Origin of the sequence: Lentibacter algarum, from assembly GCF_040580765.1 — a bacterium.
GTDB classification, from domain to species: domain Bacteria; phylum Pseudomonadota; class Alphaproteobacteria; order Rhodobacterales; family Rhodobacteraceae; genus Lentibacter; species Lentibacter algarum.
This window is the reverse complement of sequence record NZ_CP158687.1, coordinates 951,618-972,412: the sequence shown is the minus strand read 5'-3', so window position 1 is coordinate 972,412 and position 20,795 is coordinate 951,618. Positions and strand designations below refer to the sequence as shown.

Here is a 20,795-nt window from a genome sequence, read left to right as displayed (position 1 = left end):
CAAGGTATTCTCTCAATATCCCAGTGCCTTACGAAGCATGTTCAAGGCAACCAAGGTTAAAAAGACAGCAAACACACGCTTGAGCGGCTTTGGGTCCATCGCATGTGCAAGCTTCACCCCGTAAGGCGCGGTTATCATTGTCATCGACACGATCACCGCAAAGGCAACAAGGTTCACAGCGCCCACTGTATAAGGCGGCGCGCCATCAATGCTGACAAAGAGAAAGCCAATGACCGCAGGCACAGCGATAATCACGCCAAAGCCCGCCGCCGTCGCCACAGCACGGTGAATAGGCACATTGAACAAGCTCATCAACGGAACCCCAAAACTGCCTCCGCCAATGCCCATCAACACCGAAAGAAACCCAACCGTTGGCGAAAGCACCGCACGTTTTAGCCCCTTCGGCATCTCCTGCCCGAGACGCCACTCGCTGCGCCCAAAGCCCATGTAAAGCCCAATCACAACACCAAGGCAGCCGAAAATCGCCTGCAACGTTATTGAGCGCAATGATGAGGCAAGCAGCATCCCGAAGACGGCCCCGATACCAATCCCGATGGCCCAAGAGCGCAAGATCTCCCAATCCACAGCACCCTTCTTATTGTGGCTCAGAACCGAGCGCACCGAGGTGACGACAATCGTCGCAAGAGATGTGGCCAAGCAGACCTGCATTAGCTGCGGCCCATCATACCCAAGCACCTGAAATGCATAGAAAAACGCTGGCACAAGGATGATACCACCACCCACACCCAAGAGCCCTGCGAGCACCCCTGCAAAGGCCCCGATGGCCAACAGCATCACCAGCATCTGAAGTAACAAACCTGTTTCTGGCATCATTCCGTCCCTATTTTTGCGCCTCAAGCGCACCCTCGCGCGCCACGCGCACCGCGTCCAGCGCTTCTTTGATCAAAGCCACGCCAGCGCCCTCTTTGTGCGCCCCTTCCGAGAGCACCCGCCTCCAAAGCCGCGCCCCAGGCTGTCCCGCAAAGAGACCAAGCATATGCTTGCTGATCTGGCCAAGCTTGCCCCCTTCGCTCAAATGCTCCTCAACATAAGGCAACATCGCTTCGACGCCCTCAACAGGATCGGCAAAAGGGTTTTGCTTGGCAAAAATAAGGGCATCGGCATCGCCCAGAATATCCCAAGGCTGGTGGTAGGCAGAGCGCCCAATCATGACGCCATCCATCCCCATTTCAAGATGCGCCACCGCTTCTTTCAAACTCGTCACACCACCATTCAAAGAAAGATGTAGATGCTGAAAATTCTGTTTCATTTCATAGACAAGAGGATAATCAAGTGGCGGGATATCGCGATTTTCTTTGGGCGAAAGCCCCTTAAGCCAAGCCTTACGCGCATGAATACTAAACCGACTGACACCCGCGCCAGACACAGTCTCCAGAAAGGCTGGCAAGACCTCTTTTGGCTCTTGATCATCAACACCGATGCGGCACTTGACCGTCACCGGCACCTCCACAACAGCCTGCATAGCCGCGCAACACTCCGCCACAAGCTCAGGCTGACGCATCAACACCGCTCCAAAGGTCCCTGACTGGACCCGATCAGACGGGCAGCCGACATTGAGGTTGATCTCGTCATACCCTGCCGCAGCCCCAATCCGCGCCGCTTCAGCAAGCTCTACAGGGTCAGAGCCACCCAACTGCAAAGCGACAGGGTGCTCCGCAGGGCTATGCGCCAGCAAATGAAACGCCCGCCCCCGCACCAAAGCGGGTGACGTGACCATCTCAGTATAAAGCAAAGTCTCCCGCGAGAGGAGCCGATGCAGAAAACGACAATGCCTGTCCGTCCAATCCATCATAGGCGCAACGGAGAGTCGCGCAGCTTGGGTCACAGGCTTTGCTTTGACATTGATATTTTTACTTTTTTGCATCATCAGGCACCCGAGGCTCTGCGCCGACCTTCCCAAGTGGTTCGGCTCAAACGTCCGTTTAGGCCATCATGTCCGAAACGTAAACGGGGCAGCCTCAGTCGCGAAAGGCTCGGTCTTTGATGCGCACCACCGGTTGTGTCAAATAAGCCAGCACAGTCTTCTTCTGTGATAGCATATCCACCTGAGCAATCATGCCGGGAATAATCTCAAGCTCCACTCCATCCGCGTCCGTCAGCGTTCCTTGCAACCTTATTTCAACCACATATACGCTGCGCTCCCCGTCAGGGGCCTCCACAGTGTCCGCCCCAATACGTGTTACAGCTCCATCCAGAGCGCCATAGCGCGACGCATCATAGGCCGTAATACGCACCTTCACCTCTTGGTTCGGGCGGATAAAGGCAATATCCGCAGGGTCTACAAAAGCCTCCACAGTCACCGTATCGCCAAAAGGAACGATCTCTGCGACAGTCTGGCCCTGCTGGGCAACTCCCCCTAGGGTGGCAAATAATACCTGGTTTACAATCCCGCGTGTCGGGCTGCGTATCTCTGCGCGTTTCAAGCGTGTTTGCAAAGCCGGAATGCGTGTTTCAAGCGATGCCAAACGCGCATGAACCTCGGTCAATTCCTGATGCGCTTTGGTGAGCTGGTCTCGCTTGCGCGCAACAATCTGACTTTCAATTTCTGTTACAGCGGTTTGCGCCATAACAATTTGCGTTTCCGTCTCTCTGAGGCGCCCGTTCAGCTCAGCAAATTGGCGCCGCAACGAAATAAGAGCAAGCGGGCTCTCAATCCGCTTTTCAACAAGAGGTTCTACAACCTTTATTTCCTCCAGCAAGAGCGCAATGTTTTCTTCTGCAACGTCGCGCCCCACTTCAGCGCCCTTAATCTCAGCCATCTTGATGTCGCGCCGCGCTTCCAAAACCAGTAGATCCGCAAACAACTGCTCTTGAAGAGACAAAAACAGTTGGTGTTCCGCATCCAAAATATCCTGTGTCTCAGGCTCTGTTATCATATTGAAATCAGTGCCTGAAATCTGTGACTTCAAACGGTTCTGACGGATGAAAAGCGCAGCAGCATCCGCCTGTGCTGTATTCAACTCAGAGTGCAGCAAGGTCGGATCAAGCCGCATAATTACATCACCCGGCTCTACAATATCGCCCACCTTCACACCAATCTCGGTGATTGTGCCGGTTTCAGCAGCTTGCACGACCTGCACCAATTGGCTCGGAACAACGCGCGCGTCAGCACGTGTCACATCGTCTATCTCCGTGAGATGCGCCCAATAGCCCACACTCATCAAAACCAAACCCACCGCAAACAAAAGATAGGTCCCAGTCCGGCCTGAGCGGCCTCGCAGGTCTCGGGCAATTCTATCAAATTCAGCATTAGACATTGGCGAGCGCTTCTTTGTTCTCTGGGCGGCGTGCACGCGCCATCATTTCGCTTTTGTTGCCATCAAAGCTGACTTTTCCATCTTTCAAAACAATCACCCGATCCACCAACGCCAACAGGCTGGTGCGATGCGTCACAACAATTAAGGTCCGCTGGTCAGTGGCCCAGGACTTTATATTTTCAATAACCCTGGCTTCTGTTTGCACATCCATGCTTGAGGTTGGCTCATCCATGATCAATGTGGGCGGATCGCCAATCAAACTGCGTGCAATTGCGATGGCTTGTCGCTGCCCGCCAGAAACGCCCATCCCCCCCTCGCGCACCGCCATGTCAAATCCGTGTGGATGGCGCGCTGCCATAGCTGCCGCCAAAGAGAGCTTGGCCTTTTCGGCCACCTCGTCATCACTTACGCCAAATCGTCCCGCCACGATATTGTCGCGCAGCGTGCCCGAAAAAAGCCAGCACTCTTGCAAAACAGCCCCGATGTTGCGCGTCCGGTCCGCAGGATCAACCGCCCTCGCATCAAGACCGTCTAGCATGACAGCGCCGTCATCTGGCTCAAAAAGCCCAAGGATCAGCCGCGCCAATGTGCTTTTTCCAGACCCGACAGGCCCCATGATGGCAACTTTTTCACCCGGCTTGATCTCCAGGTTAAGCCCGTTCAGCACAGACCCGAGCTCAGGATCATAGGCAAAACTCACATTCTGAAACGCCACATGGCCCTCAATACGATCGCGGCTCAAATAGCGACGCCCCGTCTTGCGCTCGCCTTCTAACTTCATCATCTGGTCAATCTGGCGATAGGCGACGATCGATTGATTGAGACGCGTTAATATCTGTGAAATCTGCCCCAAAGGCGCGAGTGTTTTGCCCGTCAAAATCACACAGGCGATCAGTGCACCCATAGAGACGACACCATCGCGGATCAGAAAGACACCGTAAAACACAATCCCGATCTGAGCAACTTGCTGCACAAGCTGGGTAAAATTCACTGTACCCTGCGCCAGAAGCCGTCCCTTACCGCCACTTTCCGATTGGTTTTTAACAGCCGCACGCCACCTCGCTCGCATCACGGGTTCCGCACCTGTCGTCTTGAGCGTTTCCATACCCGAGAGGGTTTCCATTAAAATTGATTGTTTCGTCTGCCCATCACTGCTCGCTTCTGCGGCATATTTGCGCAAAAAAGGCTGAACAATCAGCCCCGCGATCAACACAACAGGAACAGCCACCAAAGGCACAATCGCCAGCGGCCCACCGATCATGTAAATCACAGTGACAAACAGCGCCAGAAACGGGAAATCAACCAAAGCTGTCAACGACGCCGAAGTGAAAAACTCGCGCACAACCTCAAAATCGCGCATGATCGAGGCCATCTGCCCGTTGGAGCCAGTGCGAGCGCGCATCTTTAAAGCCAAGAGATGATTGAACAGCCGTTCTGCCATTTTCTCGTCGGCATATTTACCCGCCGCATCAATAAATCTGATCCGCAAGGACTTGATAAGGAAATCAAATCCAAGCGCAAATCCAACGCCAAAGGTCAACGCAAGAAGGCTGTCAATCGCCTCATTCGGCAAAACCCTGTCATAAACAACCATCGTAAAAAGAGAGGAGGTCAGCCCCAGCACATTTGCCACAGCCGCCGCGAGAATAATCTGAAAATATACACTTCGCAGGCCTTGGAACGCCCCCCAAAACCAATGTCCGTTTTCGGGCGTTTTGCCTGCCTGCCATTGCCGGTTTCGACTCACGCGCAGCACATAGGACGCGGCCTCAAGCCGAGCGTCACCGCTTTGCCAAATCTGCTCTTTAGGCCCCTCTGCAAAATCAACCACCCTAAAGGCGCCAGCGTCACTCTTAGACAGGACAACAAAGGCGGCCCCCTGCGCATTTAGGCAAATAAGCGGAAATAGAACAGGATCAAGCTGTGTTGGATTACCCGTACCAAACTCTGCGGAAAAACCTGCTGCCACCAGCGCATGAACGGCGTCTTCAACACCGTAAGCTTCCGTTTCCCCGTGGAACACGCGTAATAAATCAGCTTGGCTTAACTTATGCTCAAGCTTTTCCGTTAAAAAGATCAGGCTTTTCTGCAGGGTGTTTTGCATCATAATAATGCCTCACCCTTGCTCTTTACTATCATCAAGCCCAACGGGTCGCAGCGGGGCCAAAATACCGAGAGCATCCAAAATATCACCCGTCACTGCCAAAATGGCATACTCGGCGCGGCGAGCCTCGCTCTTTTGACGGATATAGCGCTCTTGGGCCACGTCGAGCTCACGCACGGCCTCGACAATTTGTGTAAAATTCCCTTTTCCCAGCTCAAACTGGCCTTTTGATGTCACCAAAGCCTGCTCATTGAGCGCCACAGCCCGCTTTGTGGCGGAGAGCCGTGTCTGAATAGAGTCTGTCTCCGCCCTTGCCTGGCTCAAACTGCGCGTCAGCTCACGTTTTAAGCTATCAAAGGCCGCCAATGCCTGATCCCGCCGCGCCTTTGCACTGGCTTCTGAAGCATTCTCCAGCCCCCCTCTATAAATCGGAAAGTTCACACCAAGCCGTGCTTGCACTCCGTTAGAGAAGGTTCCCTGATTAAAATCAGTCTCCAAAATTGCAGAGACCGTCGGGACGCGCGCGCGCGCACTCAAGCCAAGTTCTTGCTCGCGCGTCTCAAGAACAAGCGCAAGCTCACGGAGTCTCGGACTGTTTTGAAGGGCAAATCCCTCATCGGTCAGGCGCAGCTGTGGCGCAGTTGGAATGCTCAAGCTTTGCTTGGGCGGCCCTCCAAATACCTCGACCCAAACGGCTTTTGACGAGGCTAAATTGGTGATCGCTTGCGCAACGTCTGACTGTGCATTTGACAAACGGCCCTTGGCTGAAAGCACATCTGCTATTGAGCCGGCCCCTGCATCAAAACGCTGTTCAATCAGCACGACAAGCCCCTCAATCTGAGCCGCATTTTGCTTGGCTTGCGAAAGCAGGGCTTTATCCCGCTCAAAATCAATAACAGTTTCAACGGCCTGAAAAGTCCGCGCACTCAAGCTTGCCACTTCAGACTGATAGACGCGCTCGGCTTCGGTTTGTCGTAAAGCTACACGCGCTTCTGTGCGCCCCCCATCATATATAATCTGGTTGAGGCGTAATACAGGCACAGATGTGCCACTAGAGATAACTGACCCCTCGGCGCTGATCTGGGGCCGCAAAGCGCTTTTCTCAATTTCTATTTGCGCGCTTGCATCAAGGATAGCAGACCCAGCTGCCTTTGAGAGCGGTCCTGTTGTGACGCCTTGCTGAATCAAGGCGGCAAAGCTCGTTTGCGCAAGCGAGCGGTCTGTCCGCGCTCCAACAGCAGCACCGCTTGTGTCACCGTCTCCGCGTGTTTTAGGCAGCGTTTCTGAGCCGAGTGCAAGGCGCGCCTCGCCCCCACTTTGACCTGCCTCACAGCCAGCCATTGCCAAAAGGCAAATAAGTGCCGCACGTTTCATGATGGTTTAACCCTCAAAATCAACTTCTAAGGCGGGGATATCTGCCTCGATATCTCGCGCAATCGACGACAAAAAACCGTCGCTATGACCAAAAGCCTCGGGGCGCACAGCTTGCGTGCTTTGTGACTTTGCAACAGCCTTACTGTGCAACGAAAAAAGTTGCGAATAAGCTAACCCAAGTGCCCCGATTTTGTGGAGATTTACAATCGTTTGGTCAGGTAAAGACATAAGTATGGCTTCATCGATCTCATAGTAACCAAGCTGGCTCTGCGCTGCTGGAGCAAGTAGGCCCGCCGCCTCCAAGGCTCCTGCTAGGCGCGATGCCAAGCCCAGATCTGCCCCAAAGCTTGTGAAGTGCTCACTCACTTTGGCAACAGGTGGTGTCAGATTCTTACCCTCAAAAAAGCTCTGCCCTTGATCAGCCTGTCTGATCATAGTGTCCCAAACAGCCAAGCACGCGCGCCCCTTCTGTTTCACAAGAGTAAAAGGATACAGCCTCAGCAAAAAAGGCAGCCCCAAGGCGGCCTCTTGGCGCTCAAGACTGCACATCTGCTTTTGCACCGCATCTGTTAAGGGCACAACAAGCGCCCAGCCCGCGCCATCCCGCTTGAAAGACCAGCTATAGCTGCGCCCAACGCGCGCAGCCTCATTCGCCCCGATCTGAACTTCTCTCAAACTCTGCACAAAGCTTAAGTCTGACGGCGCGCGCCACGTTTTGTTTGCAAGCAAATCCGCGTTCAAAGCAATAGGGCGCGGCGGGTGCGCATCAAATGACATCTCCGCCGCCCCGCGTTAGGCCACCTCCGGCGTGGCCGGAATGTCTTCAACAAAGAGCAATATGTTTTCATGCAGCTCCGCGTTAAAGCCGTTTTGCTGGAGGTTCTCAAAGATCGCGACAGTCTCTTGAACAACCACGGTGCCGCTCTCATTGACTTCAAGCTTGGCCAAGACGGCCTCGCTGCTGCTGCCCTCAACGAACATTCCATAAAACAAGTCATCTTGGCCGTCATACCCAAAGAACGAAAGATCGTTATTGATGACAGACAGATCTACCTCGCCTGTCGCAACATTGACCATCTCAGGCAAGTTGTTGTCAAAGATTGTGAAGTAATCAAACTGTTCCAACCCGCCCAAATCGCGCAGCACAATTATATCGCCCTGGTCAGCGCCTGGCGCCATTCTAAACCCAGAGATTGTGTCAACGCCCGTGTCTTCGATATCAATGTAGACAAAGGTCTGATCGTTCAGCGTCGCGCCATCAAAGCTTGATTTGTAAATCTCAAGCCGGTCACTGCCATCGCCCAACACAACGCCAAAGTCTCCAGTGCCGCCCACATCAACGGTGTCATCCCCTGCACCTGAGTCAATCCAGGTGTCTGCGCCGTCCCATCCGTCTCGCGCGCCGGCGTCACTGTCAATCAAGACAAACTGCGCATCCGCACCAAAGACCTCAGCGGTGCTCATATCGCCCGTGACCGCATCATAAAGCTCTGTTGGACTGAGGTTCAGATCACTGATCGCCAACCAGTTTGACCCACCTGTCGGGCCAAAGTCAATATCAACAATATTGCCAAGCAACTCCTGGTTTTCTCCCGTGCCCGATACAGTAAAGTCGCTGCCCGTCACAATCGCACTGTAAGAGGTGCCATCATACATCCCGACAAACGTCACGCTTGTTGAGGAGAAACTTGCAACATCAATATCGCCATTTTCAAGAACGGCATCAAAGGCATCGTAAGGATCAACACCCCCAGTATCAAATTGTTCAAACGTCACTACACGTTCGCCAAAATCAGCTGGGTCAAACGGTGCGTCCGAGTAGACAAAAGACGATAGGAGGTCGAGGAACTCAGCCGCCGTATAGCCTGCAAGCGTAACAGAGTTTCCGCCGCCAAAGGCCACTCGGGCAGCCGCTGAACCGTCATAAGTGGTGTCTGTAAGCGCTGTATCAAAATCAATGTCGATGTCTTCTGCAGTGTAAACATCGTCGCCTTCTTCAGGGTTAAAGTCGGTAATAGTATCGTTGCCCAGACCAACAACAAACTCATCCGCACCAGCACCACCTGTCAGAACATCGTCCCCGCCAAGGCCGTTAAGGGTGTCATCACCTTCAGTGCCCACCAGCGTGTCGTCTTCCGCCGTACCCAAAATACCACCAAGACCCGCAAGATAGTCTTCCACATCCTCGATAAAGACATTTTCGAGCAAAACAGTCGTGCCGCCAATCGACACTTCGGTTGACCCACCAACAGCGGTCAAAACCAATTGTTCTTCGCCACGGCTGTCAGCCAGCACGTCAACAATCATATCGCCTTCTGAAATGTTGAAATCAGCGATCACATCATAGCCGCCATGGCCAACTACAAAGGTGTCGCCGCCATCACCGCCCCGCAGGTAGTCGTTTCCTGCACCGCCCGTCAGCGTGTCATCGCCCTCATAAGCGCGCAGCACAGAGCCTGTGTTGGCCGCCGTCAAGCTGTCAGCGCCGTCCCGCGAGCCGCGGATCTCTTCAATGTTCATGAGCATATCGCTAAAGGCCACGCCATCCCAGGTGCCCGTTACAGTCCCTGCGCCCAAGTCAGCCGTGATAGGCCCGACACCCGAGCGGTCATAGCGCACCATGTCAAAGCCATCGCCCGCATCCAGCGTGTCGTTCCCACCGCCCAGAATAAAGCGGTCCCCAAACGCGCTGCCCATCACACTGTCGGCCGCCGAGCTGGTCTCTAATTCAATATTACCTGCGCCATCGGCCGCGCCTGTCACGTTGATCTGAACAGAGCCTGCGCCTCCGCCAATATCAACCGCACCCGTACCCAAATTTGCAATGACCGCGTCATCGCCCTTGATGGCCACACGTGTCGTCCCAGAGCCTTGCCCGACGTTGACATTCACAACGTCATCGCCGCCTACATAGTAAACCCCACTCCAAGTGTAGCTATCCTGCGCCCCTTGGGTGATCGTCACGCTGTCGTCTTCGGCTGTGGTAATAAGGCCCAACCCCCAGTTTGAAACCGAAGCCACCCCAACCAAAGTATCCGTGCCAAGCGCGCCTTTTGAAACGCTGCCTGTGTTGGCCTGATAGTCCACCGTGGCCGTAATACCAGTGCCAACAAGATTTGAGTAATCAATCTCGGCATAAGTTGTGGCCGTGCCATCCGAGAATACAAGCTGGTCGTCGCCAAGGCTGGCCACCAAACGGTCGTTGCCATCGTCATTGCTGAGAGCGTTGAGCGTATCGTCACCCAAAGTGCCCTCAAGCGTGTCGTTGCCTGTGGTTCCCGTCAAGGACACACCCTCTAGATCAAGCCCAAGCAACAAAGCTTGCGCCTCAGCCCCGCTCACGCCGTTCAGCGTCAAGCCGTTTCCATCGCCAAAATCAAGAAACGCGCCTTGGTCATATGGGCCAGTGCCGTTGTTATACTCGCCAACCGAGACATTCAGAACGCTGCTTGCAGCACCGCCCACAAACTCAAGCGTGTCTTCGCTAACGTCAAAATCCTCGACCCAGTCAAGGCCGCCGGAGTAACGCACCACATCAGCGCCGGCGCCTAGCACCATCGTGTCATCGCCCGCGCCCGACACCACGGTGTCATCGCCGCCGCCGGCGCGCAGATCCGAGCCGCTGTCCGCCGCTGTCAAACTATCCGCAAACTCTGTGCCTTGCACTTCTTCAAAGCCCGAAAGCATGTCCGTTGCGCCAAAGCCGTCTGTCGCTGTGCCAGCTTGCAAATCGACCGTGACGCCGGCGTTGCCGCCATATTGCGCGTCGCGGTCATATGACACACGGTCATTGTCGCCACTGCCGCCCATCAGCGTGTCGTTGCCGTCAAGGCCGCGCGCCCGTGATGGTCCATCGCCATCCGCCAGCTGAATGCTGTCGGCAAACATCGAGCCGCGCACCATTTCCACATTTGTGATCGTGTCGACCGAGCCATCGCCCTTGGTGGCTGTGCCGGCGTTCAAATCAACTGTGACACCCGCTTTGGCACGCCAATAGGCCACTTGGTCATAATCACCAGCGCCGCCGTCAATCGTATTTGAACCAAGAGAGTCAAAGATATAATCGTCGCCCTCGCCCCCCTGATAGCTGTCATCCCCTGCACCAAAGCTCAGGTTATCGTCGCCCGCGCCACCATCAACACTGTCGTTGTTGGGGGATATATCGTCAAAATCAAGGTCATCCCCGTCGGCCGAGCCAACCACAGTATTGGTGAATTGCGCAAACAAGTCATCAAAAGCCTCTTCGTTGATCACACCCGCCTCAGAAACAAGCGCCGCAAGGCCTGCGGGCAATATAGCCGCCGGAACAGCAAGCCCCGTTGCCACAAGCGCGTTGGGGGTGGCGGTTGTGCCCACCGTATAGCCCGAGATGATCCCGCTGGCACTGCCGTCTCCATAGCTCAGGCCCGTGCCCGTAAAGCTAAAGACCACCCCGTCATCGCCTGTAAAGGTAATGGCGGTGTCGCTCACAACAGGTGTGCGCAGACTTGCAGACCCGTCTTCGCCCTGCACAAACACACCAGGGCGCGCGCCTGAAATATCGACAGCCTCTGTGTTGGCTGGCTCGGCAAAGTTAGACACCGCCGCGTTGAGCACAACGCTCGCGCTCAAATCCGTGTCGCCCAGCGTGACGGAACGTGTCGCGGCAACGCCCGTGTTGCCAAGCGCGTCTTCGGCCACAGCCGAGATATCAAACGGGCTGGTTGTGGGCAAATCAGCGGCATCAAATGTAGCACTAAAGCTGCCATCCGTCTCGGAGGCCGTGACTTCAACATCAGTGTCGCCAATGCTCACTGTCACAGTTGCGCCAGCCTCGGCAGTGCCCGTCACAGTCAGATCTTCAAACTGCTCAATAAGGTTCAGCTCGTCATCGCCTGTGACCGCGTCGATCACTGGCGCATCAGGCGCTATCGCATCCACCTCGACCGAGCCAACCGAACGCGCCAATGTAAAGACAGTGCTCCCCTCGGGAGCTGCTGCCACAGTCACATCGTACTCGCCAGTTGCATCAGGCAGATCAGCCGCCGCAAAGCTCACACTCCAAGCGCCTGTGGTCTCGCCCTCAAGCGCAGCAGCCACAACAACCGTCTCGACTGCATCCCCGACAGTGACTTCAACGGTGCTCCCAGGTCGGCCCAGGCCAGCCACAATGAGATCGGCTCCAGGGCCATCCGCGCCATAGAGCTCGTTGACTTCACTGGTCACACTCGGACGCAAAGGCACAACAGCCTGAGCCTGCTGGCCAACATCCAGATCTTCAAGATCCGTATTGCCTTCTTCGTCTGACGCTTCAATCGCATCCACAAGCTCGCCCTGCACAACCTCTTGCACAGCCTCGATCTGCTGCTGCACCTCTTGCAAGTCAGAGCCAGCTGCCTGCTCAATCAGAGTGTTCGCATTTCGCACTTGATTTGCAATCGCCCCAGACTTCGTTGCATCCACGCCAGCGCTCTCAAGCGCCGCAGCAATGGCTGCGCTATCTTCCAATGCGCTATCGTTGCCAGCTGCCAGAAGCGACTCCGCCAAAGACCCAGTCGCCTGCGCCGAGCCTTCCAGCGCCGCCGCATCATCTGCCGCGCCCGCTGCCGCCGCGTTGATCACAGCAGCAACTTTGGCCGCAGCCTTAAAGGCATCCGCATCCGCGTCCCCCGTGCCGTTTTCAATCGCCTCAATTGGGTCAAGCTCAAGCAGGTTTTGCCCCGACAACCCAAGCGCTGCCGCCAACTGCGCGCTGACATCTTCCACCGAAATCTCATTTCCTTCTGCAGCCCGCTTTTCGACCAGACTTTGCACCAGCGTTGTGAGTGGCGTAATCACATCCGCACCCGCTGGGGCCGTCAAAACGCCCGTGAAAGGTTTGCCAGTGGCCGCATCCGTGCCGCCAAAGGAAATAAGCTTGGCGCTCGGGTTGGCACTGCTTTCCGCCAAGGTCCAGTTGCCTTCGCTGTCGGTCGTCGTCGTTGGCTCGCCCGCGTCCAGGGCTTCATTCCCATTCAGGTCGCGATAGACTGTTGCGCCCACCAAATAGCCGTCCACAACACGGCCACCATTGTTAAACACAGGCGCAGGCGCAGGCGCCGCACCTGCCGCAGAGCCCGAAGAGCCACCGCCAAGTGCCGCCAAAGCACCAACACCCACAGCGCCGCCCGCGGCCATTCCGGCAGTCATGGTCGCGCCGCCTTCAAGACCCGCAGCCACAATATCCACGACTTGCTGCGCCACAGCCTCCGACACCACAATGTCGCCCGCAGCACCCACGGTATAGCTGCCTTCGGGAATTCGGATCGTCTGGCCGTTTTCCAGTGTGACGAGCAATGAACCGTCGGCTTGCTGCACCGCAGAGGCAACACCCTCAAGGCCCGCAATATCCAGACCCGCGCTTTGCGCACTCGCATCATCAGCGCTCAGAAGCACCAAGACCATAGCAGAGCTGCCCACCGCTAGGCGCAAGGCATTCTGTTTCATAAACCGCTTGAAATAGCTTTGTTGCGCCTGATTATCCCGTGGCAGCGCAACAGGTGTCGCCTGTGCTTGGCTAAGCTTTGAGAGCCTCTTAGCAAACTCTGATGAAGACGAAACAGACACAACCGACGGAAAAACGTCGCGGGAAAACACAACCATAAAAACAGCCCCAAGATTTAACAAACTATCAAACCAAAAGCTCGACCAATGCTGCCGCCAAGTCAACCCACCCCGACACACCCGTTAAATTTGCTCCCGACATCAGAGGTTAATCATGTGTTATTAAATGAAAAATTCATCACGTTCGAACGCATCAATTTTTAACCACATCCCTCCTCACCAATGGAGTATCGCCTCTCACATCAAAATACACCGAATCTGCAGCCCCGCCAAAGCGCAGCAGCGGCACGGTTTTTCTGGCCTTGCAATGGCTCTGTTTTCGGGCAATCTGAAGCCAAATTCCTTCCAGCGAGCCGCACCCATGCAGAAAGTCACTTCATTGCAAACTTCTTACGATGTGATTATCATAGGTGGCGGCATCATGGGGGCCTCCACGGCCTGCTTTTTGAGCCAAAACAAGGACTTTCAAGGCAAAGTTTTGGTGGTTGAGCGTGATCCGACTTATGAGTTCGCCTCAACCTCCCACACAAACTCCTGTATGCGGCAGCAGTTTTCGACAGGGCTGAACGTGCGCATCTCGCAGTTTGCCGCCGACTATGTAAAAAACCTCGGTGCATACCTCAGCGACAGTCGCGTTCCAAAGCTCGACATCCAGAACTTCGGCTACATGTATCTCGCAGACACGGAAGAAATGGCCACGACCCTGCGCACGAACCACGCCGTACAGCACGCCGCAGGCGCCGCCACGCAACTTATGAGCCGTGAACAAATCGCAGCCGCCTATCCCTTTTATGCACTCGACGATATCCTACTCGGCTCGATCAACACAGTTGATGAGGGCTTCTTTGATGGCCAAGCCGTCTTTGATTGGCAGCGGCGCATTGGCCGCGAGGCAGGAGTAGAATACGTCGCAGCAGAGGTTACCGCCCTCAACAAGAACACCGCAGGTAACCGAATAGAAAGCATCACTCTGAGCACCGGTCAGACCGTCTCTTGTGGCCAGCTTGTCAACGCAACAGGCTCGCGCGCCGCGCGCACCGCGGCTATGGCTGGGCTCAGCCTGCCGGTTGAGCCGCGCAAGCGCTTCACATGGGTCTTTCGCGCCGAACACCCGCTGGAGCAGCCCTTGCCGCTCACCATTGACCCCTCAGGGGTGCATGTGCGGGAAGTTAGCGGCGGAACTTATATGGCAGGCGCCCATACAGAAGAAGACCCCGCTGTCGCATTCGATGATTTCGCGATGGATCACAGCCTTTGGGAAAACCATGTTTGGCCAATGATCGCGACACGCATTCCCCAGTTCGAGGCCATAAAGATTGTTTCCGAATGGGCAGGCCATTACGCCTATAACACGCTGGACCAAAACGCCATCACTGGCCCCCACCCCGACATAAGCAACTTTTTGTTTCTCAACGGTTTTTCAGGTCACGGGCTGCAACAATCCCCAGCCATGGGCCGGGGCACAGCCGAATGGTTGACCTATGGAAGCTACCGCAGCCTTGATCTTAGTGCCTTCCATTACGAGCGCATCGCCGCGAACGCGCCGATCCTCGAAAAAGCCGTGATCTAGCCCAGCGTTGGCAGCTCTGTTGCCGCCGCGCGCGTTACAGCGCCTGTGCCCACAAGCGCGGCGGCCTGCGCCAAATCGTTGGCCATATACCTGTCGTCCGTGAGGCTCGCGATGTCACGGCGCAAACGCTTGATCACAGCCGCCAAAGGACCGCTCGTCTCCAGAGGCGCACGAAACTCCACACCCTGCGCTGCGCACAAAAGCTCAACCCCCAAGATATGCTCAAGATTGCGCACCATCTGCATCAAGCGCCGCGCACCATGAGCTGCCATGCTTACATGGTCCTCTTGGTTTGCGGAGGTTGGCGTGCTGTCGGTGACAGTCGGGTTAGCGAGGTGTTTGTTTTCACTCATCAAAGCCGCCGTCGTCACCTCGGCAATCATCAGACCAGAGTTCAGTCCGGGATTGGGCGTCAGGAAAGGCGGCAAATCAAAGCTCAAGGTCGGATCCACCATCAAAGCCACGCGCCGCTGCGCAATCGCACCGATTTCTGAAAGCGCGAGTGCAATCATATCTGCGGCAAACCCCACAGGCTCAGCATGGAAGTTGCCCCCCGACACAATGAGACCCGCCTCCGTCAGCACCAAAGGATTGTCCGTTGCCGCATTGGCCTCAATAATCAGCGTGCTTGCAGCTTGGCGCATCACATCCATCGCCGCCCCCGTCACCTGCGGCTGACAGCGGATGCAGTACGGATCCTGCACGCGTGTGTCGCCCTCACGGTGGCTCTCGCGGATTTCTGAGCCGTCCAAAAGCGTACGCATCGCAGCCGCCGCCTCGATCTGCCCCGCATGGCCGCGCAGCGCGTGAATTTCGGGCTGCAACGGCGCGGTCGAGCCCATGATCGCGTCTGTCGAAAGCGCCGAAATCACAAGAGCGCTCTGCGCCGCGCGCCAGCCCTCAAAGAGGCCCGCAAGCGCATAGGCCGTGGAAAATTGCGTCCCATTTATACAGGCGAGGCCCTCTTTGGGACCAAGCTCCACAGGCTCGAGCCCCGCCTTGGCCAAGGCCTCAGCCGCGTCCATCAAGACGCCCTGATAGCGCGCCTTGCCCTCGCCCATCATTGCTGCGGTCATATGCGCCAAAGGCGCAAGGTCACCAGATGCGCCCACCGAGCCTTGCGCAGGAACTTCAGGTGTCACACCCTTGCGCAGCATCCCTTCCAACAGTCCGACCAGGGCCCACCGCACGCCAGAAGCGCCGCGTCCAAAAGACAAAAGCTTAAGCGTCATCATCAGGCGCACATGCGCCTCAGGCATCGCTTCGCCCACCCCGCAACAATGGCTCAAGATCAAGTTCCGCTGCAGCTGCGCCGTATCCTCTGGCGCGACTTTCACACTCGCCAATTTGCCAAAACCCGTGTTCACACCATAAACAGCAGCGCCTCCTGCGGCCGCCTCTGCAATGCGGCTGGCAGCCAGCTCCACAGCGGGCTTACAATAGGGATCAAGCTGAGGAGAAATGCCGTCCCGATATACCTGTTCAAGCTGGGAAAAGCCGACAGACATAGGCGTCAAAACGATCGTGGTCATGAGAACTCTCCCCCTTAGATTAGGGGAAGAGTTACCGACTTAAAAATAATATGTCTACACATATTAAGGGGCGATCATCACGCCAGAGAGGGCAACCAGAGCACAATGCCCGGGAAAGCAACAAGCCCGGCAATGGTCAGCGCATCTGCAATGAAGAACGGCGTCACGCCTTTGAAAACGTCCTGCACCGTCAGATCATCACGCACCCCAGCAACAACAAAGCAGTTGAGGCCAATTGGCGGGGTGATCAAACAGAACTCCGCCATTTTGACCACCAGAATGCCAAACCAGATCGCGCACATCGGCCCTGACATCCCAAAGGCACTATCAACGGCGGCAACATTCTCGCCCCCGTTCAGCGCCATAACAGCAGGATAAACCACAGGTAGTGTGAGCAAGAGCATCCCAATTGCATCCATGAACATGCCGAGCACGGCATAGGCCAGCAGGATACAAATAAGAATAATCATGGGCGAGAGCTCAAGCGATGTGATCCAGCTAGAAAACGCGTCGGGCAATTCAGCAAAGCCAAGGAAACGCACATAGATCAACACGCCCCAGATGATCGTGAAGATCATCACGGTGAGCTTAGCAGTTTCGAGCAGTGCTTCCTTCAGCTTTGGCCAACGCATCCCACGATAGAGCGCCATGAGAAAGACGATAAACGCGCCAACAGCGCCGCCTTCCGTCGGTGTGCCCCAAGCGTCGCCGAACGGGTTGTAGACAAAGAAAATAATGATCACGACGACAGCCACAATGGGCAAGGCTGGTGGCAGGCTCTCAAAGCGCTCTTTCCAAGTAAACCCAGTCACAGGCGGGCCCACATTCTTGAACACCACCGCGATACCAATAATCAGAACAGCATAGACGATCGCCGAGAAAACACCTGGAATAAAGCCTGCGAGCAAGAGCATACCCACGTCTTGCTCAACAATAATGGCATAGATCACCAAAATCGCCGAGGGCGGAATAAGTGAGGCCAAAGTGCCGCCCGCCGCGACAACACCCGCCGCAAACTGCTTATTATATCCGATTTTAAGCATCTCAGGGATCGCAATCCGCGCAAACACAGCCGCCGTGGCCACAGAAGCGCCTGACACAGCTGCAAAGCCCGCTGTCGCAAAGACGGTTGAAACAGCAAGCCCACCTGGGACCCAAGCGATCCAACGCTTACAGGCCTCAAAAAGAGCTGTCGTCAACTTGGCATGATAGGCGAGATAACCGATCATAATGAAAACAGGGATCAGTGATAGCACCTGTGCAGAGACTTTCGAATGCGGCGTCAGTCCGGCAATCTTAGTGCTGATCTCCACCGCTTTCCAAAAGCGTTCCGGATCATAGTCAAAACCATTCCAGCGCAGCCAGATCAGGCCAATATAGCCCGCAAGTCCCGCCGCAAAAGCAACCCGCATACCCAGCAGAACCAACACAAGCATCCCTGCGGATGTGTATAAACCAATTTCAATCGGCTCCATCAGTCGGCTCCTTCCAAAAGTTTGGCCTCGGCCATCGCCTGTTCCTCGATCGTCAACGACAAAGGCACAGCCACAGGGTTTTCCAACCCCAAGACAAGAGCGCGGCCATAGCCCCAAGCCTGAAGCAACAAGCGCAGCATCAGCACTCCAAATGCAAACGGAACGACAAGCTTGCTCGGCCAGATCGGGAGACTGATATCAATCGAGCTGTCACGCGAACACCATGGGCGAGCACAATCAAACGAGCGGTCAAAATGCTCCCAAGCGCCGTAAGTAAGACCCACAATAAGCAAGAGCATCAAAAGAACAGAGATAAGCTCAAAGAACCAAAGCACCCGCCCCTTGAGCGCGTTAACGAGCATGTCCATGCGGATATGCGTCCCGTCCCGCGCCACATAGGACACGCCCATGATTGCAATCACAGGCATCGCTGCCTCGATATAGTCCACATAGCCCAACAAGGGGCTTCCAAAAAACTTGCGCGCGATGACGGAATACGCCGCCAGAAACATCAATGAAAAAATCGCAAGGCCGCTCAGCAGCGCACAAACGCGCTCCACAGGCAGCAACATGCGGTCCAATTTGCTCAGTAAGCTGGAATCTTCCAGCACGGCGGCTGAACCGGCCATCTCAGTCTCCCTTTTATGCTATTGCGTGAATTGCGCAAAAAGGCTGCGCGGTGTCGCGCAGCCTTCAGATTTTTGGCAAGAGGCAAAAAGCCTCTGCCCAGAAATCAACTTCCGCTCTTCGCTTCGTCCAGAGTTTTCATGACAAGGTCATAAAGCTCTTGGCCAGGAATGCCTTGGGCTTCCATGTCTGCAATCCAAGCATCGCGGATCGGATCAGCAGCTTTGGTACGGAACTCCGCAATCACTTCAGGAGCGATCACGACTTTTTCCACGCCTTTTTCTTCAAGAACTGCGTCCCAACGCTTCAGAAGCTCACCATAGTTGCTGAGATAGAACTCAAGCGCCTCAGGAACCGAGCTATCCAGCGCAGCACGGTGCTCATCCGACAGGCTCTCATAAGCGTCGATGTTTACAACAACAGGGCAGTTTACAGTGCCGGGGTTGAGGTTTGACGTCCACCAATCCGCTTCGTTGATCGTACCAAAGCTCAGGTGCGCGTGCTGAGCAAAGGCCACCGTGTCAACAACGCCAGATTCCATCGCCTGATAGGCTTCTGATGACGTTACTGATGTTGGAACCGCGCCAACAGCTTCAAAAGCTTGGCCAATGCCACCTGTTGCACGAACACGCATGCCTTCAAATTCCGCCAGCTCGTCGCGAGGCTCACCTGTGCCGACAAGGTTATACTGCGGCATAGGTGATGTCATAAGAAGCTTGGCATTCCACTGCGCCATCTCTTCTGTCGCGGCAGGGTGTGCATAAACCGCGTTAGAAACAGCAAGCTCTTGCTCAAGATTTTCAACCCCAAGGAATGGCAGCTCAAGCACGGTCACAACACGGTTTTTGTCGCGGTGATAGCCGGCGCAGAATTGCGCCATTTCGAACGCACCAATTGAAATACCATCAAGGTTTTCACGGTTCTTCGAGAGGCCGCCATAGCTGACGTTCATAGTGAACTCGCCACCCGTTTTTGCGCTGACAAGCTCAGCCAGTTTTTCGACGTGCTCGGTAAAGGCACGGCGCTTGCCCCAGACGGATACGTTCCACTCGGTGGCTGCCGCTTCTGTGGCAAAGCTCAAAGCAACGGCTGTCGCAGCCAGTTTTGCAACTGTGTTCATAAAATTTTCTCCCATTTAGCAGCCCTGTTCGCGGACCGTCTGTGCAAAAGCTAGCGCCAAGACATCAGCAAGCCAAGCCTTCAATCTTGTGACGCGACGTATTTCTTACGCTTCCCCTTTGGCTTTCCCCCGCTTATAACCAATCCAAGATAGACAAAAGCGCAACAGCGCTCGGAACTTAAGGGGCAAGAGCCATGGCTCACATCATCGTCGTCGGCAATGAAAAAGGCGGCGCAGGCAAATCAACGGTCTCCATGCACATCGCCACCGCGCTCGCTCGCTTGGGCCACAAAACCTCTGTGCTCGATTTGGATTTGCGCCAAAAGACGATTGGCCGCTACCTTGAGAACCGCGTGGATTTCTGTGCCAAAGCAGGCCTTGATCTACCAACGCCTGAGTACCATGAGCTTCCTGAAATAGACAAAGAGACGCTCAAGCCAGGCGAAAACATCTATGATCACCGTCTATCGGCCGCCGTCGCCACGCTTGAGCCTGACAACGACTTTATCCTGATTGACTGTCCCGGCTCGCACACACGCCTCAGCCAAGTGGCCCACTCGCTCGCTGATACGCTCGTCACTCCACTAAACGACAGCTTCATCGACTTTGACCTGCTCGCCCACATCGACGCCGAAGGCGAAAAGATCAAAGGCCCCTCGGTCTACTCTGAGATGGTCTGGTCCGCGCGTCAACTGCGGGCTCAAGCTGGGCTAAAGCCCATTGACTGGATCGTGATGCGCAACCGCCTCGGCGCGCAGCGCATGGTCAACAAAGAGAAAATGGAACGCGCCGTTGACAATCTCTCCGCACGCATCGGTTTTCGCGTCGCGCCGGGTTTTAATGAGCGCGTTATTTTCCGCGAGCTCTTTCCGCGCGGCCTGACCCTACTCGACCTAAAGGATGTCGGCGTTCAAAAGCTGAACATTTCCAACATCGCCGCCCGCCAAGAGCTCCGCGAGATGATGAAATCACTTAAGCTTCCCAACGTCAGCGTCGACTTCTAAGTGTCAGATCCCTTTGATATTTTCCTGATCTGCCCTCCCGGGCTAGAGTCCGCCTTGGCATCCGAGGCTTTGGAGCATGGCTTTGCCCCTGCGAACGCAATTTCTGGCGGAGTTGAGATCAAAGGCGAT

Annotated in this window: 13 protein-coding genes; 2 read left to right on the top strand and 11 right to left on the bottom strand. The window is 55.4% G+C overall.

Annotated features, from left to right (window positions below; genetic code table 11):
• Positions 1 to 12: 12 nt before the first annotated feature.
• The 7 genes from DSM117340_RS04645 to DSM117340_RS04615 all read right to left on the bottom strand — a co-directional run bounded on the left by DSM117340_RS04645 (position 13) and on the right by DSM117340_RS04615 (position 13,377).
• Positions 13 to 831 (bottom strand): sulfite exporter TauE/SafE family protein, encoded by an 819-nt coding sequence (locus tag DSM117340_RS04645; RefSeq protein WP_089889009.1) that lies wholly within the window; start codon positions 829 to 831, stop codon positions 13 to 15.
• A gap of 10 nt (positions 832 to 841) precedes the next feature.
• Positions 842 to 1,888 carry a tRNA dihydrouridine(20/20a) synthase DusA gene (gene dusA, locus DSM117340_RS04640; protein WP_271437081.1) on the bottom strand — a complete coding sequence of 349 codons (1,047 nt, stop codon included), beginning with the start codon at positions 1,886 to 1,888 and terminating at the stop codon, positions 842 to 844.
• Between the two features lie 91 nt (positions 1,889 to 1,979).
• Complete coding sequence (locus DSM117340_RS04635) at positions 1,980 to 3,278, bottom strand: HlyD family type I secretion periplasmic adaptor subunit (RefSeq protein WP_089888251.1); 1,299 nt, start codon at positions 3,276 to 3,278, stop codon at positions 1,980 to 1,982.
• Positions 3,271 to 5,385, bottom strand: coding sequence for a type I secretion system permease/ATPase (locus DSM117340_RS04630; protein WP_089888249.1), 2,115 nt, complete (start codon positions 5,383 to 5,385; stop codon positions 3,271 to 3,273). Before DSM117340_RS04630 ends, DSM117340_RS04635 begins: the two co-directional genes overlap by 8 nt.
• Before the next feature lie 9 nt (positions 5,386 to 5,394).
• Positions 5,395 to 6,756 (bottom strand): TolC family protein, encoded by a 1,362-nt coding sequence (locus DSM117340_RS04625; RefSeq protein WP_271437083.1) that lies wholly within the window; start codon positions 6,754 to 6,756, stop codon positions 5,395 to 5,397.
• A 6-nt stretch (positions 6,757 to 6,762) separates the two neighbouring features.
• Positions 6,763 to 7,533, bottom strand: coding sequence for a SapC family protein (locus tag DSM117340_RS04620; protein ID WP_089888245.1), 771 nt, complete (start codon positions 7,531 to 7,533; stop codon positions 6,763 to 6,765).
• A gap of 15 nt (positions 7,534 to 7,548) precedes the next feature.
• Entirely contained in the window at positions 7,549 to 13,377 is a 5,829-nt protein-coding gene (locus DSM117340_RS04615) for a calcium-binding protein (RefSeq protein ID WP_089888244.1), read from the bottom strand.
• Positions 13,378 to 13,699: 322 nt separating this feature from the next.
• Here DSM117340_RS04615 and DSM117340_RS04610 point away from each other — a divergent pair, with 322 nt between their 5' ends.
• The gene (locus DSM117340_RS04610) at positions 13,700 to 14,908 is read left to right on the top strand and encodes an FAD-binding oxidoreductase (protein ID WP_089889003.1); all 1,209 of its coding nucleotides are present in this window, start codon (positions 13,700 to 13,702) and stop codon (positions 14,906 to 14,908) included.
• Here DSM117340_RS04610 and hutH read toward each other — a convergent pair.
• The 4 genes from hutH to DSM117340_RS04590 all read right to left on the bottom strand — a co-directional run bounded on the left by hutH (position 14,905) and on the right by DSM117340_RS04590 (position 19,662).
• Complete coding sequence (gene hutH, locus DSM117340_RS04605; RefSeq protein ID WP_089888242.1) at positions 14,905 to 16,440, bottom strand: histidine ammonia-lyase; 1,536 nt, start codon at positions 16,438 to 16,440, stop codon at positions 14,905 to 14,907. The genes DSM117340_RS04610 and hutH overlap by 4 nt on opposite strands.
• Before the next feature lie 77 nt (positions 16,441 to 16,517).
• Positions 16,518 to 17,915 carry a TRAP transporter large permease gene (locus DSM117340_RS04600; RefSeq protein WP_089888241.1) on the bottom strand — a complete coding sequence of 466 codons (1,398 nt, stop codon included), beginning with the start codon at positions 17,913 to 17,915 and terminating at the stop codon, positions 16,518 to 16,520.
• Positions 17,915 to 18,544 carry a TRAP transporter small permease gene (locus DSM117340_RS04595; RefSeq protein ID WP_089888239.1) on the bottom strand — a complete coding sequence of 210 codons (630 nt, stop codon included), beginning with the start codon at positions 18,542 to 18,544 and terminating at the stop codon, positions 17,915 to 17,917. The genes DSM117340_RS04600 and DSM117340_RS04595 overlap by 1 nt, the downstream gene beginning before the upstream one ends.
• Positions 18,545 to 18,648: 104 nt before the next feature.
• Positions 18,649 to 19,662, bottom strand: coding sequence for a C4-dicarboxylate TRAP transporter substrate-binding protein (locus DSM117340_RS04590; RefSeq protein ID WP_089889001.1), 1,014 nt, complete (start codon positions 19,660 to 19,662; stop codon positions 18,649 to 18,651).
• 194 nt (positions 19,663 to 19,856) lie between these two features.
• Here DSM117340_RS04590 and DSM117340_RS04585 point away from each other — a divergent pair, with 194 nt between their 5' ends.
• A complete protein-coding gene (locus tag DSM117340_RS04585) occupies positions 19,857 to 20,666 on the top strand; it encodes a division plane positioning ATPase MipZ (protein ID WP_089888237.1) in 810 nt (269 codons plus the stop codon).
• Positions 20,667 to 20,795: the final 129 nt, after the last annotated feature.

Bases quoted from the DNA above. Each gene is read 5' to 3' on its own strand.
- DSM117340_RS04645 (WP_089889009.1), bottom strand. From the start codon at position 831: ATGCCAGAAACAGGTTTGTTACTTCAGATGCTGGTGATGCTGTTGGCC.
- dusA (WP_271437081.1), bottom strand. From the start codon at position 1,888: ATGATGCAAAAAAGTAAAAATATCAATGTCAAAGCAAAGCCTGTGACC.
- DSM117340_RS04635 (WP_089888251.1), bottom strand. From the start codon at position 3,278: ATGTCTAATGCTGAATTTGATAGAATTGCCCGAGACCTGCGAGGCCGC.
- DSM117340_RS04630 (WP_089888249.1), bottom strand. From the start codon at position 5,385: ATGATGCAAAACACCCTGCAGAAAAGCCTGATCTTTTTAACGGAAAAG.
- DSM117340_RS04625 (WP_271437083.1), bottom strand. From the start codon at position 6,756: ATGAAACGTGCGGCACTTATTTGCCTTTTGGCAATGGCTGGCTGTGAG.
- DSM117340_RS04620 (WP_089888245.1), bottom strand. From the start codon at position 7,533: ATGTCATTTGATGCGCACCCGCCGCGCCCTATTGCTTTGAACGCGGAT.
- DSM117340_RS04615 (WP_089888244.1), bottom strand. From the start codon at position 13,377: ATGGTTGTGTTTTCCCGCGACGTTTTTCCGTCGGTTGTGTCTGTTTCG.
- DSM117340_RS04610 (WP_089889003.1), top strand. From the start codon at position 13,700: ATGCAGAAAGTCACTTCATTGCAAACTTCTTACGATGTGATTATCATA.
- hutH (WP_089888242.1), bottom strand. From the start codon at position 16,440: ATGACCACGATCGTTTTGACGCCTATGTCTGTCGGCTTTTCCCAGCTT.
- DSM117340_RS04600 (WP_089888241.1), bottom strand. From the start codon at position 17,915: ATGGAGCCGATTGAAATTGGTTTATACACATCCGCAGGGATGCTTGTG.
- DSM117340_RS04595 (WP_089888239.1), bottom strand. From the start codon at position 18,544: ATGGCCGGTTCAGCCGCCGTGCTGGAAGATTCCAGCTTACTGAGCAAA.
- DSM117340_RS04590 (WP_089889001.1), bottom strand. From the start codon at position 19,662: ATGAACACAGTTGCAAAACTGGCTGCGACAGCCGTTGCTTTGAGCTTT.
- DSM117340_RS04585 (WP_089888237.1), top strand. From the start codon at position 19,857: ATGGCTCACATCATCGTCGTCGGCAATGAAAAAGGCGGCGCAGGCAAA.